At 52.2% G+C, this 11,996-nt stretch carries 15 protein-coding genes; 13 read left to right on the forward strand and 2 right to left on the reverse strand.

What is annotated here, in order from left to right; translation table 11 throughout:
* Positions 1-318: 318 nt before the first annotated feature.
* Positions 319-777, forward strand: a complete 459-nt coding sequence (locus ACOTY9_RS15735) for a YbaK/EbsC family protein (protein WP_023331967.1) — start codon at positions 319-321, stop codon at positions 775-777.
* Positions 778-813: 36 nt separating this feature from the next.
* Here ACOTY9_RS15735 and bglJ read toward each other — a convergent pair whose 3' ends face one another.
* Together bglJ and ACOTY9_RS15745 are read right to left on the reverse strand one after the other, a co-directional pair.
* The gene (gene bglJ, locus ACOTY9_RS15740; RefSeq protein WP_014882439.1) at positions 814-1,449 is read right to left on the reverse strand and encodes a DNA-binding transcriptional activator BglJ; all 636 of its coding nucleotides are present in this window, start codon (positions 1,447-1,449) and stop codon (positions 814-816) included.
* The gene (locus ACOTY9_RS15745) at positions 1,446-2,183 is read right to left on the reverse strand and encodes a helix-turn-helix transcriptional regulator (RefSeq protein WP_421637380.1); all 738 of its coding nucleotides are present in this window, start codon (positions 2,181-2,183) and stop codon (positions 1,446-1,448) included. Before ACOTY9_RS15745 ends, bglJ begins: the two co-directional genes overlap by 4 nt.
* Positions 2,184-2,593: 410 nt before the next feature.
* On the opposite strand from ACOTY9_RS15745, the gene ACOTY9_RS15750 reads away from it, so the two are divergent.
* The 12 genes from ACOTY9_RS15750 to ACOTY9_RS15805 all read left to right on the forward strand — a co-directional run bounded on the left by ACOTY9_RS15750 (position 2,594) and on the right by ACOTY9_RS15805 (position 11,995).
* A complete protein-coding gene (locus ACOTY9_RS15750) occupies positions 2,594-3,370 on the forward strand; it encodes a threonine/serine exporter ThrE family protein (protein WP_348565794.1) in 777 nt (258 codons plus the stop codon).
* Complete coding sequence (locus ACOTY9_RS15755; protein ID WP_014882436.1) at positions 3,361-3,834, forward strand: threonine/serine exporter; 474 nt, start codon at positions 3,361-3,363, stop codon at positions 3,832-3,834. Before ACOTY9_RS15750 ends, ACOTY9_RS15755 begins: the two co-directional genes overlap by 10 nt.
* A gap of 67 nt (positions 3,835-3,901) precedes the next feature.
* Positions 3,902-4,543, forward strand: a complete 642-nt coding sequence (locus tag ACOTY9_RS15760; protein ID WP_023331963.1) for a TetR family transcriptional regulator — start codon at positions 3,902-3,904, stop codon at positions 4,541-4,543.
* A 41-nt stretch (positions 4,544-4,584) separates the two neighbouring features.
* Positions 4,585-5,037: a MarR family winged helix-turn-helix transcriptional regulator gene (locus ACOTY9_RS15765; protein ID WP_014882434.1), complete on the forward strand. Its 453-nt coding sequence runs from the start codon at positions 4,585-4,587 to the stop codon at positions 5,035-5,037.
* An 84-nt stretch (positions 5,038-5,121) separates the two neighbouring features.
* Positions 5,122-5,550 (forward strand): organic hydroperoxide resistance protein, encoded by a 429-nt coding sequence (locus tag ACOTY9_RS15770; protein WP_010427173.1) that lies wholly within the window; start codon positions 5,122-5,124, stop codon positions 5,548-5,550.
* A gap of 148 nt (positions 5,551-5,698) precedes the next feature.
* Positions 5,699-6,244, forward strand: coding sequence for a primosomal protein DnaT (gene dnaT, locus ACOTY9_RS15775; protein WP_045268921.1), 546 nt, complete (start codon positions 5,699-5,701; stop codon positions 6,242-6,244).
* Complete coding sequence (dnaC, locus tag ACOTY9_RS15780; protein ID WP_014882432.1) at positions 6,241-6,978, forward strand: DNA replication protein DnaC; 738 nt, start codon at positions 6,241-6,243, stop codon at positions 6,976-6,978. Before dnaT ends, dnaC begins: the two co-directional genes overlap by 4 nt.
* A gap of 84 nt (positions 6,979-7,062) precedes the next feature.
* Entirely contained in the window at positions 7,063-7,545 is a 483-nt protein-coding gene (locus tag ACOTY9_RS15785) for a DUF2501 domain-containing protein (protein WP_014882431.1), read from the forward strand.
* 270 nt (positions 7,546-7,815) lie between these two features.
* Positions 7,816-10,107 (forward strand): phosphatidylglycerol--membrane-oligosaccharide glycerophosphotransferase, encoded by a 2,292-nt coding sequence (gene opgB, locus ACOTY9_RS15790; protein WP_180253674.1) that lies wholly within the window; start codon positions 7,816-7,818, stop codon positions 10,105-10,107.
* Positions 10,108-10,287: 180 nt separating this feature from the next.
* Positions 10,288-10,926: an EAL domain-containing protein gene (locus ACOTY9_RS15795; protein ID WP_023338996.1), complete on the forward strand. Its 639-nt coding sequence runs from the start codon at positions 10,288-10,290 to the stop codon at positions 10,924-10,926.
* Positions 10,923-11,465 carry a helix-turn-helix transcriptional regulator gene (locus ACOTY9_RS15800; protein ID WP_348565795.1) on the forward strand — a complete coding sequence of 181 codons (543 nt, stop codon included), beginning with the start codon at positions 10,923-10,925 and terminating at the stop codon, positions 11,463-11,465. Before ACOTY9_RS15795 ends, ACOTY9_RS15800 begins: the two co-directional genes overlap by 4 nt.
* 32 nt (positions 11,466-11,497) lie before the next feature.
* A complete protein-coding gene (locus tag ACOTY9_RS15805; protein WP_014882427.1) occupies positions 11,498-11,995 on the forward strand; it encodes a Csu type fimbrial protein in 498 nt (165 codons plus the stop codon).
* Position 11,996: the final 1 nt, after the last annotated feature.

Genomic DNA, 11,996 nt, shown 5'->3' on the forward strand with positions numbered 1-11,996 from the left:
CCTGTCAGACGTTTATAACGGACGCGCTCGCGCCGCACGTTGTTCCATAACTCAGCTTCACAACCTTGCTGGCTTGTGTACCCGCGGTACTGCTCAGACGAAATGGTTTCATAATTGGCTCTTATTATTGGATACAGGGACGTTACATACTCAGTATTAATCTACGCATCACGCTCTGCAACCGGTTACTGTAACCGGTTTCTGTGATTGTGAAGGGGATCCAGAAATCAGCCATCCGGGATATTTGTTACTTAAGAGATATTTACAGAGCATAAATTCTTATGACAGATTACGCAGGTTATTTGTCAGGAGGAAATAATGAGTTTGCAGTCCGTACAGCAGTTTTTTGCCGACAACGCGCCGGAGATAGAAGTTATAGAACTTAGCCAGAGTACGGCTACCGTTGCGCTGGCTGCTGCCGCCCATCGTGTGGAACCGGGACAAATCGCCAAAACCTTATCTTTGAAGGTTAAAAATGAGGTGATACTGGTCGTTGCGAAGGGTGATGCGCGTCTGGATAACAAAAAACTGAAAGACACCTTTGGCGCAAAAGCGCGCATGCTCAGCAGTGATGAAGTGGTCACCGTGACGGGCCATCCCGTTGGCGGCGTCTGCCCGTTCGGGCTGGAAAACCCGCTCGCGGTTTACTGTGATATCTCTCTAAAACAGTACGCGGAAGTGCTTCCTGCCGCTGGCGCAATCCATAGTGCTGTGCGTATTTCTCCGGACAGAATGGCAGAGCTGACATCCGCAAAGTGGGTCGATGTGTGCATCTGATTGATGCGCCAGAAGATCTCTGGCGCAAAAGGCAGGTTACAAAAATGTCGGTTTGTTTAACCCCACACTACGCGTTTCTCTTACCGGCAAATGCGTAAGAATATCCGCGGCATCGAGCAACCCGACGTCAGAATTCACCCCCAGCTTCACCATCGCATTAAACTTATGTGCGCGGATAGTCTTGATATTGCGCTTAAGCTGCGCCGCGATTTCAGGGATGGAATAGCCGCACGACATATAACGCAATATTGCCCTCTCCGTCGGGCTTAACATCCGGTTCTGGCTGCAGTACCAGTGATTAAGCATATTGTCGTTTATGCGCAGCGTTTCGCTCAACAGCACCATGAATTCTTTCCGCAGGTGTTCAAGCGTCACTGATTTACTGACCACACCATGAAGACGAGAAGGGGAAAGATGGCTAATCAGCCGCGCCTCCATCTCATCAGATACCAGTATAATGCGCTGAATATGGCTATGCGTAAACGCGAGATCCCTCAGGTGTGCCAGGCAGTTGCGACGTGCTTCTCGCGCATCGGAAAGGGAATAGATCAGCGAGAAAAAATTAACGTGATAAAGCGCCTTCTTAAAGCCATCGAAATCATTGAACAGGTGCAGCTGATATTGACTGAGTTCGGACTGCGCAAAAAGATGCTGCAGCCCAATGGCACTCATCGTGCAATTTTCGATGATGGCGATATGTCGTGTTGAATCGGTTTTTTCCATTCCTCGAACTCTCCATAGGCTGACATGAGATTCAGCTCTCTCATTCCCTGTGTACTGTTGATCCAGGCGTACATATCGGCATTACTCCGTAATGACAGCCTTCGCATCGCACTGTTTTTCTGCGCACTGATCGTTTTATTGCTCTTCTTAAGCAACGTAGCGATTTGGTTAATCCCCCACCCTTTACCTAACAGACGAAGTACCTTGCGCTCAGAATTTGTAAGCGCAATGACGTGTTCGTCTTCCTCTTCGCCTTCCTGAGATTCGGGAGTTAATAACGTCTGGCTAATCCGCTCTGCGCGTTCACTTCCTGCCCGGATAGCGTTCACGACACCTTCGATAGGTTCCATATCAGAAAGCAACGTGGTTTCCGGGCGCATAAGCAGCTCAACGGCAATAGGATAAAATGGCCGGGAAACCAAAAAGATCCAGTGGATATCCCTGTACTGATTCAATAAGCGGTAATACTCTTCGAGCGCACCCCGCGGGTTCCTGTATTCGCCTGAAACATCGGCAATAATCGCATCTGCGCGGCGTAACTGAAGCAGGGTTAACTCCTGCAGTGAGCGGCAATAGGTCAATTCAAAATCGGGAAAATGACGTGTCACCACATCCCCTAACCCATTTTGCATTACGGGTATCCGGCTAATGACAACGCCATGCTTACCGTGCAATGACAACATAGACCCTCCGTGTCCATTTTCATTTGATAAGTAACGTTAAAACGCATCAAGTTATACGTATTTTCGTCCCTGAGTGTAAAACTGATTAATACAAGCAGAAGATGAGAAATGTTTTAAGTTTAAGAAATGCCTAAAACTGCACTAATATCTCACAAAGCGACAATAAATTTAATTCGACAATCATTAAAATATCGACAATATAAAATTAGAATAACTAAATACAAATATTCTATATTTCCAAACCAATAATTCACCGAATTGATAAATTAATCCCAACGTCTTTCGTCAGCCAGGCTGCAACTGTTTGCATAAACCTTGATCTGACCCACAGCAACTGCCACTGCATTTTGTGCTAAAAGTAGGCACTACGGGCCACGCGGCTACTCTTCACCTTCTCTTCAGGACACGACATGCAGGCAGAATGGTCAACGCAGCGTGCTATCACGCGGCTCTGTATTCAGTGCGGTCTTTTTCTGCTCCAGCACGGCGCGGAAAGCGCGCTGGTTGAGGAACTTTCAACCCGGCTGGGGCTGGCGCTGGGGATGGACAGCGTGGAAAGCGCCATCTCTTCCAACGCCATTGTGCTGACCACGATCAAGGACGGTCAGTGCCTGACCTCCACCCGTAAAAACCAGGACCGTGGCATTAACATGCACGTTGTGACCGAAGTGCAGCATATCGTCATCCTTGCGGAGCATAAGCTTCTCGATCTCAAAGAGATTGAAAAACGGTTCAACCAAATCAAACCGTTACGTTATCCGCGCTGGCTTGTCGTGCTGATGGTCGGGCTCTCATGCGCCTGTTTCTGTAAGCTCAATAAAGGCGGCTGGGATGGCGCACTGGTCACCTTTTTCGCCAGCAGTATCGCCATGTATGTACGCCAGTTGCTGACCCATCGGCAGTTGCACCCGCAAATTAATTTCTGCATTACCGCGTTTGTCGCCACTACCGTTTCAGGCCTGCTGCTGCGCCTGCCGCAGCTCGCCAACACCCCGACGATTGCCATGGCGGCCAGCGTGCTTTTGCTGGTGCCGGGCTTTCCGTTAATCAACGCCGTCGCCGATATGTTTAAAGGGCACATTAATACCGGTCTGGCACGCTGGGCCATCGCCAGCCTGCTGACGCTGGCAACCTGTATCGGCGTGGTCATGGCTATGACTCTCTGGGGGTTACGCGGATGGGCGTGATAGATTTTCTGCTGGCACTGGCACAGGATATGATCCTGGCCGCCATTCCTGCCGTCGGCTTTGCGATGGTCTTTAACGTTCCGCAACGTGCTCTGCCGTGGTGTGCGCTGTTGGGGGCGATTGGTCACGGCTCGCGAATGGCCATGATGGCGGCGGGTTTTAATATCGAATGGTCGACATTTATGGCCTCTATGCTGGTCGGTAGCATCGGCATTCAATGGTCGCGCTGGTATCTGGCGCATCCTAAAGTCTTCACCGTCGCCGCCGTGATCCCGATGTTTCCTGGCATATCGGCGTATACGGCAATGATTTCAGCGGTGAAAATCAGCCATTTTGGCTACACCGAGCCGCAGATGATCCTTCTTCTGAGCAACTTTCTTAAAGCGTCGTCCATTGTCGGTGCGCTCTCTATCGGGCTGTCGATCCCCGGGTTGTGGCTGTACCGCAAACGCCCGCGCGTTTGATATTTGTGTTATTTCGTTGCCGTGGAGATAATCTTTCTGGTCCGTTTGGTGAAAATAAGGAAAGGATGTGGCTAACCCTGGCAGCGAACACCCCGAGCACAACGAAGAGTCCAGCCTGAAAGAGAAAATTTTTCAGAGCGCTATTGCGCTGTTTGCCGAATACGGACTGAACGGCGCCCGCATGGAGCAGATCGCGGAGAAAGCGGGCACCACCAAACGCATGGTGGTTTACCATTTTAAGAATAAAGAAAATCTTTATCTGCTGGTGCTGGAACACGTTTACACCGAAATTCGCGCCAGCGAAAAAGCGCTTAGCCTGGCGGATATGCCCCCCGTCGAAGCGCTGGTCCACCTGGTTGAAACCACCTTTGACTATCATGCTGACCATCCGGATTACATCCGTATCATTTGCATGGAAAACATGCAGCGTGGCCGCTTTATGCAGCAGTCGAATTATCTGCGCCAGGTTAACCGCAGCGCGCTCGACCTGCTGGAAGAGATCCTGCGTCGCGGCAAAGAGAAACTGCTGTTCAGCCAGACGGTTGACGCCCGCGATCTCCACCGCCTGATAAGCAGCTTCAGCTTTCACTACGTCGCCAACAGCTACACCTTCACCCTGCTGTTTGAAGAGGGTGCCGACGAGCGGGCTCAGCGCCAGCACTACCGTAAAATGGCCGTTCAGGTGGCGCTGCGATATACCTGCCCATAAAATTGCTTGCAATTAAATCGTACGCTATCTATATTCATCTCATGAACGCGAAAACGAACGACACGACCGCTGCGCTCCTGCTGGATAACCAGCTCTGCTTTGCCCTCTATTCGGCAAATCTGGCGCTTAACAAGCTGTACCGGCAGTTGCTGGCACCGCTAAACCTGACTTACCCGCAATATCTGGTGATGCTGGTGCTGTGGGAGCAGGATGACGTGACGGTATCAGACATCGGTGAACGGCTGTTCCTTGATTCCGCAACGCTGACGCCGCTGCTGAAGCGTCTGGAAAGCGCCGGTCTCATCAACCGTCACCGCTCGCGTAAAGACGAACGTCAGGTCGCTGTCACCCTGACTGATGCAGGACGTCACCTACAGCAGCAGGCCGCAGGGATCCCTCATGCGGTGGGATGCGCGGCACAGTGTGATACCGAGACCATGCTGTCGCTCAAGCAGCAGCTGGAAGTTTTGCGACAACAGATTCAACGCGCGTGACGCTATACTTTACGCGTATTTATTTACCCATGTATATCGCACGCTATTTAATAGCACACATAAAAGTAAGATGAGGAACCTGCCATGTCTTTAGAAAAAGTTGTTTATACCGCCAAAGCAAAAGCCACCGGGGGCCGTGACGGCCGCGCGACCTCTTCCGATGGCGTTCTGGATGTCAAACTGGGCGTGCCAAAAGAGATGGGCGGCATGGGGGGTGAAGTGACTAACCCTGAGCAGCTGTTTGCTGCTGGCTACTCCGCCTGCTTCCTGGGCGCAATGAAGTTTGTCGCGGCTCGCGACAAATTTGCCCTGCCTAAAGAAGCCTTTATTGAAGGCGAAGTGGGTATTGGTCCGTTGCCAACCGGTTTTGGTATCGAAGCAAAACTGAACATCCACGTTGAAGGGATGGATCCGGCGGAAGCCAAAAAACTGGTCGATGCGGCGCACATTGTTTGCCCTTACTCTAACGCGACCCGCGGCAACATCGATGTGACCCTGAATATCATCGCGTGATAAATGCCTGATGGCGCTGTGCTTATCAGGTCTATGACTGTAGCCCCGGTACGCGCAGCGCCACCGGGGAAATCCCCTCCTTCCCTTCCCCCTCTCTGTGCTACCATAAGCCCTTATCACGCCCGTCGTTATCAGTAGAGTAAGCGTTATGTCCTCCAGAATTCTGACCACCAGCATTGCTGGCATTGATGCCTTTATGCGCGACCCACGCGGTGTGTTGACTCACGCCGAAGGCGGCACGGTTGCGGTTTTTGCCGACAACGCGCCGGCGTTTTACGCAATCACGCCGGAACGTCTGGCACAGCTTCTGGAGACTGAAGCGCAATTGTCCCGCCCGGCGAGCGATGTCACGCTGGATAACCAGTTGTTTGATGAACCGGTTAACGCCCCGGTGACCGTTCCGATGGGCAAATTTGCCCTGTATGCGGGCTGGCAGCCCGACGCCGATTTTCAACGGCAGGCCGCGCTGTGGGGCATTGCGTTAACCCAACCGGCCACCGCGGAAGAGCTCGCCGCCTTTACGGCCTGGTGGCAGGCAGAGGGTAAAGTTTTCACCCATATTCAGTGGCAGCAAAAGCTCGCGCGTCATCTGCAGATAACCCGCGCCAGCAATAACGGCCAGCCAAAACGCGATATCAACGCGTTTTCAGAACCGGATAAACAGATCCCCAGTGGATTCCGAGGTGCGAAATGAAGAACGTCGGTGACCTGATGAAACGTCTGCAAAAAATGATGCCAGCCAACGTGAAGCCCGCTTTCACGACGGGGGAAGAACTGCTGGCGTGGCAAAAAGAGCAAGGAAAAATCCGTGCCGCCGCGCTCGCCCGCGAAAACCGGGCGATGAAAATGCAGCGCACGTTTAACCGCTCCGGTATTCGCCCTCTGCATCAGAACTGCTCGTTTGATAACTATAAAGTTGAAACCAGCGGGCAGATGAACGCGCTCGCCGCCGCACGTCAGTACGTGGATGAATTTGACGGTAATATCGCCAGCTTCATTTTTAGCGGTAAACCGGGCACCGGGAAGAACCATCTTGCCGCGGCCATCTGTAACGAACTGCTTCTGCGCGGTAAATCGGTGCTCATTATCACCGTGGCCGATATCATGTCCGCCATGAAAGACACCTTTAGCAACCGCGAAACCAGCGAAGAACAGCTGCTTAACGATCTGAGTAATGTCGATTTACTGGTCATCGACGAGATTGGCGTTCAGACGGAATCCCGTTATGAAAAGGTCATCATCAATCAGATTGTCGATCGCCGTTCTTCCTCCAAACGCCCCACCGGCATGCTCACAAACCACAACATCGACGAGATGACCCGCTTACTGGGCGAACGCGTCATGGACCGTATGAAGCTGGGTAACAGTCTGTATGTCATCTTCGACTGGGACAGTTACCGCAGCCGCGTTACCGGCAAAGAGTATTAAGACAGTTCCAGGAATCGCCAGCGGGACACAGGTATATACTGGAACCCCTTCCGGCCCAAAACGGACATTTTTGAGAAAGCCATTATGAAAAAACAGATCCTTATCAGCACCTTTTTAGGCGCGCTGCTGGTTACCGGCGCAGCGCAAGCGGCGTCCTGGCAGGAGTCCCTCTCAAGCGCAGCAAACGAGCTGACCAAAGAGAGCAGCAGCACTCAGGGTGGGCTCTCCGCCTCTTCCCTCACCAGCCTGCTAAGCAACAGCTCCCAAAGCCTGAGCGCGGGCACGATGAACAACGCGGCGGGGATTCTGGAATATTGCGCGAAGCAAAAGCTGGCCTCGGTGACCGACGCGCAAAACGTGAAAAACCAGGTACTGGGTAAACTGGGTCTCGATACTCAGGAGCAAAAAGCGGATACCAGCTATATGGATGGCATTCAGGGTCTGCTTAACGCACAAAACGGTCAGCAACTTAACCTGAGCACCCTTGGCAACTCTTCTCTGGCGAAACAGGTGAAAACCAAAGCCTGCGATCTGGTGTTGAAACAAGGCGTTAATTTCATCTCCTGATTTCCCCCATTTTCTGCCACAACACGCCGCGTTTAATGCGATAGTCTTGCATCGCGGCGTGAAACGAGCGTTTTTCCAACCTGCCACCGTCTCAGCGTCCGTTTGTCAGGATGCGACCTTCTTCATAAAAACGATTTTCTAAACCAAATCCTAACAACAGCACACTTTCGTGACACTAAAATTGCAGCTAAACGACATCGCCATTACATTGTATAACCCAAAAAATAAACAGTTAGCCAGCGAAGCACCTGGCGTCATGAGGATATGCTGTTGTCAGAATTCATGTCTCTTGTCCTTTTTCTGGCTTCTGTGGGCGTTTATGCCTGGAAAGCCGGCCGTAACACCTGGTGGTTTATCGCCACACTGGTCGTACTCGGCTTTTTTATTATTTTAAACATTACCTTATACGCCAGCGATTACTTCACCGGTGACGGGATCAACGATGCGGTACTTTATACCCTGACGAACAGCCTGACGGGCGCGGGAGTGGGCAAGTACATTCTTCCGGGGCTGGGCCTGGTTGTGGCGCTGGTAACCATTTTTGGCGCACTCGCCTGGGTGCTGCGTCGCCGTCGTCATCTTCCTCACCATCATGGTTACAGCCTGCTGGCGCTTTTCCTGGCGTTAGCCTCCGTCGACGCCAGCCCGGCGTTTCATCAGATCACCGAACTGGTGAAATCTCAGTCGCGTGACGGCGATCCAGACTTTGTGGCGTACTACAAAGAGCCATCGAAAACGATCGCCAACCCGAAACTCAACCTGGTCTATATCTACGGTGAAAGCCTTGAGCGCACCTACTTCGACAACACTGCGTTCCCAAACCTGACCCCGGACCTGGGGGCGCTGAAAGATGAAGGTCTCGATTTCAGCCACACCATGCAGTTGCCCGGCACGGATTACACTATCGCCGGGATGGTGGCTTCCCAGTGCGGTATCCCGCTGTTCGCACCTTTTGAAGGTAACGCTTCAGCCTCAATGTCGACGTTCTTCCCGCAGAATATTTGCCTGGGCGATATACTGAAAAATTCCGGTTACGAAAACTACTTCGTGCAGGGTGCAAACCTGCGCTTTGCCGGAAAAGATGTGTTCCTGAAATCCCACGGTTTTGATCACCTGTACGGCTCAGAAGAGTTAAAGACGACGGTTGCCGACCCGACCTACCGCAACGACTGGGGTTTCTATGACGATACGGTACTGGACGAAACCTGGAAGAAATTCGAGGCGCTTTCCCGCGCCGGGAAGCGTTTTTCCCTCTTCGCGCTGACGGTAGATACGCACCATCCGGATGGTTTCGTCTCGCGCACCTGTAAACGCAAACGCTATGACGTGGACGGCAAAAGCAACGCCTCCTTTAGCGCCGTGACCTGTAGCCAGGAGCATATCGCCGCGCTGGTCGAGAAAATCAAAGCCTCGCCGTATTTTAAAAACACCGTCATCGTCGTCTCGTCTGACCATCTGGCGATGAAAAACAGCGCCTGGGATCAGCTCAACAAGCAGGATCGCAGCAACCTGTTCTTCGTTCTGCGCGGCGACCAGCCGCAACAAGAGGTGATCGCCACCAAACGCAACTCCATGGATAACGGCGCAACCGTGCTGGATATTCTGGGCGGCGACAACTTTATTGGCCTGGGTCGCAGCACGCTGTCCGGGCAATCCCTGTCGGAAGTGTTCCTCAACATGAAGGAGAAAATCCTCGCCTGGAAGCCCGACATCATCCGGCTGTGGAACTTCCCGAAAGAGATGAAAAACTTCACCATCGATCGGGAGAAAAACACGATTGCCTTCTCTGGCAGTAACTTCCGTCTGCCGCTGCTGGTACGGGTGTCGGACAGTCGCGTTGAACCGCTACCGGAAAGTGAATATTCCGCACCGCTGCGTTTCCAGCTGGCCGATTTCGCCCCACGCGATAACTTTGTCTGGATCGACAGGTGTTACAAAATGGGTCAGCTCTGGTCACAGCCGCTGGCGCTGTCGACCGACTGGTGCGTCTCTCAGGGGCAGCTTGGCGGGGAGCAAACCGTGCAGCATGTGGACAAAGCCCAGTGGAAAGGCAAAACCGCCTTTAAAGATACGGTGATTGATACCACACGCTATCAGAACAACATCGACATGCTGAAAATCGTCGACAACGACATTCGCTATAAAGCAGACAGCTTCATCTTCAACGTGGCAGGCGCGCCTGAAGAAGTGAAGCAGTTTAGCGGCATCTCTCGTCCGGAGTCGTGGGGACGCTGGTCAAACGCGCAGTTGGGTAACGAAGTGAAAATTGAGTACACCCATCCCCTGCCGGAGCAATTTGACCTGGTGATCACAGCCAGAGCGTATGGACCTAACGCGAATAAGCCAGTGCCGGTGCGCGTGGGCGATGAGGAGCAGACGCTGACGCTTGGGAATGATGTCAGCACGCACACTCTGCATTTTGCCAACCCATCGCGCAGCAATACCCTGGTGATTGTGCCGCCAGACCCGCAGTCCACCAATGAAGGAAATATTCTTGGCCACTCACCGCGCGAGCTCGGGATTGGCATGGTCGAAATCAAAATTGTCAGCAGACAAGGTTAATGCCTGAGCACCCGGCGTCCCTGCCGGGTGCTTATAAAAATAAATAAACCTATAAATTGATTATAAATCAGATAAAAACACCATATATAAGTAATTTTTATTTATAAATATCCCGCAAAAACACCATTCTATAAAATGTGTAACTCCTAAAGTAACGACGGAGAGTGACACACTTTTATCATGCTAACCGGCTATAAGTTCGAATCCATCCGGGCACTGCGCAGTGAACATGTGATTGCCTGGGAGGTATTGTCCACGGCAAAACCCCACGTCAATCTCGAAGACTATTTTGACGCCATGCCTTCGACGCAGCGTAAACAACTTTTCTTTGCGCAGCTTCGCCATGCCATGTTTTGCGAAGAGGGCGACAAATATTATCTCAACGCGACATCGGATTTGCTGCTGGAAACGGACTTCCTCGACAGGCTAAAAGAAGCAACACCCTGTCCGGAGAGGCTTGCTATCGAAGTGACCGATCTCCATACGATGGTACAACTCGATGATACGCAAAGCCGGGCCCTGCGGAACTGCATTGCGACACTTCATCTTTGGGGAATTGAAGTGTGGGCTGATGATGTCTGTGAAGCCATTCTTCCCGAACTGCTTGCCAGCCAGATCCGCTTCTGTGGCGTCAAAATTGACAAACATACTTTCTGGAGCGGGCGCACAGAGCAGGCGAAGTTTCTGCATCTCACCCGTCAATGTAAGCGTGTCGCCAGTAAAGTCCTTATTGAAGGCATCGAAACGGCGGGCGATTTCGCACTGGCCCGGGCGAGCGCGGCCGATTACGGCCAGGGTTATCTGTGGGGTCTAAAATGACGCCTTTCATCGCAAATGCCGGCTATCAGGTTATCGTTCTGAGCAGCAACGCTTTTTTATGGCTTGGCCTGAATTCGATCCTGTCGACAGCCGTATCACCCCGTCCTGAGGTGTACTGGATTAACAACGTTAATCCACAAGGGCTTGTGCGTCTGCAGACACTGCTGCTCAATACGCACGTCGGGGGAAACTGGCTGTTATTGACGGACGCGGCCCGGGTCAACGACATTAACGCCTGGCTACACAACGCGCGGGTCAGAGTGGTTGCGGACAATGTGTCTCTCGCGCAGCTAAGCCACTGTTTTAGCGACACAAGCTTCTCTTTCGAGAATACCGCCACGCTCACCTGTCAGGAGATGCGGGTTTGCATGCTGTTCCATAAAGGATTCAGCCCGATACGTATTGCGCAAATCCTTAATAAGTCACCTAAAACGATCTACACCCACAAACGTAACGCGATGAACAAATTTTGCTGCCAGAACCTGGCGGAATTCCATCAAAAACTCTGCCTGCTGGACGCGCTCCCCTCTTCTTTGTAATTGCACTGTTATTCACGTCAGGAAATACGATCATGAGAATTATCCCTGTTGTTGTATGTTGTTCCGTTCTCCTGCTTCCTGCTGCTGCAATCGCCGCAGACAGCACCACAAGCGCGACGATGCACGTTTCACTTGAGGTGGTGAAGTCCTGCACGCTCAAAGCCAACGACCTCAATTTCTCGCGCCACGGCTCGGACGAATCAAGCGAAATTCAGGCCAAAACGCAGGTCGATATCGTCTGTACCAACGGGACGCCGTTCACGCTCTCTGCTACCAGCAACGATAGCAGTGACAACGGCACCTTCTGGCTGAAGCCAGAAAACGGTGAAACGGGCGCACAGAAGATTGCCTGGAAACTTTTTGCCGATGAGGGCAAACAGACGCAAATTACCAGCACCGATGGACTCACCGACACCGGCAACGGCATGGAACAGCAAGAGACGCTGTATGGCGTGATTGACGCAGGTGCCCTGACGACCGCGCAGGCTGGCGCCTATAGCGATGATGTCACGTTGAATCTGGTGTATTGAT

The organism is Enterobacter cloacae complex sp. SHL012, assembly GCF_049237505.1.
In the GTDB taxonomy this organism is placed as follows: domain Bacteria; phylum Pseudomonadota; class Gammaproteobacteria; order Enterobacterales; family Enterobacteriaceae; genus Enterobacter; species Enterobacter kobei.

Bases quoted from the DNA above. Each gene is read 5' to 3' on its own strand.
- ACOTY9_RS15735 (WP_023331967.1), top strand. From the start codon at position 319: ATGAGTTTGCAGTCCGTACAGCAGTTTTTTGCCGACAACGCGCCGGAG.
- bglJ (WP_014882439.1), bottom strand. From the start codon at position 1,449: ATGAGTGCCATTGGGCTGCAGCATCTTTTTGCGCAGTCCGAACTCAGT.
- ACOTY9_RS15745 (WP_421637380.1), bottom strand. From the start codon at position 2,183: ATGTTGTCATTGCACGGTAAGCATGGCGTTGTCATTAGCCGGATACCC.
- ACOTY9_RS15750 (WP_348565794.1), top strand. From the start codon at position 2,594: ATGCAGGCAGAATGGTCAACGCAGCGTGCTATCACGCGGCTCTGTATT.
- ACOTY9_RS15755 (WP_014882436.1), top strand. From the start codon at position 3,361: ATGGGCGTGATAGATTTTCTGCTGGCACTGGCACAGGATATGATCCTG.
- ACOTY9_RS15765 (WP_014882434.1), top strand. From the start codon at position 4,585: ATGAACGCGAAAACGAACGACACGACCGCTGCGCTCCTGCTGGATAAC.
- ACOTY9_RS15770 (WP_010427173.1), top strand. From the start codon at position 5,122: ATGTCTTTAGAAAAAGTTGTTTATACCGCCAAAGCAAAAGCCACCGGG.
- dnaT (WP_045268921.1), top strand. From the start codon at position 5,699: ATGTCCTCCAGAATTCTGACCACCAGCATTGCTGGCATTGATGCCTTT.
- dnaC (WP_014882432.1), top strand. From the start codon at position 6,241: ATGAAGAACGTCGGTGACCTGATGAAACGTCTGCAAAAAATGATGCCA.
- ACOTY9_RS15785 (WP_014882431.1), top strand. From the start codon at position 7,063: ATGAAAAAACAGATCCTTATCAGCACCTTTTTAGGCGCGCTGCTGGTT.
- ACOTY9_RS15795 (WP_023338996.1), top strand. From the start codon at position 10,288: ATGCTAACCGGCTATAAGTTCGAATCCATCCGGGCACTGCGCAGTGAA.
- ACOTY9_RS15800 (WP_348565795.1), top strand. From the start codon at position 10,923: ATGACGCCTTTCATCGCAAATGCCGGCTATCAGGTTATCGTTCTGAGC.
- ACOTY9_RS15805 (WP_014882427.1), top strand. From the start codon at position 11,498: ATGAGAATTATCCCTGTTGTTGTATGTTGTTCCGTTCTCCTGCTTCCT.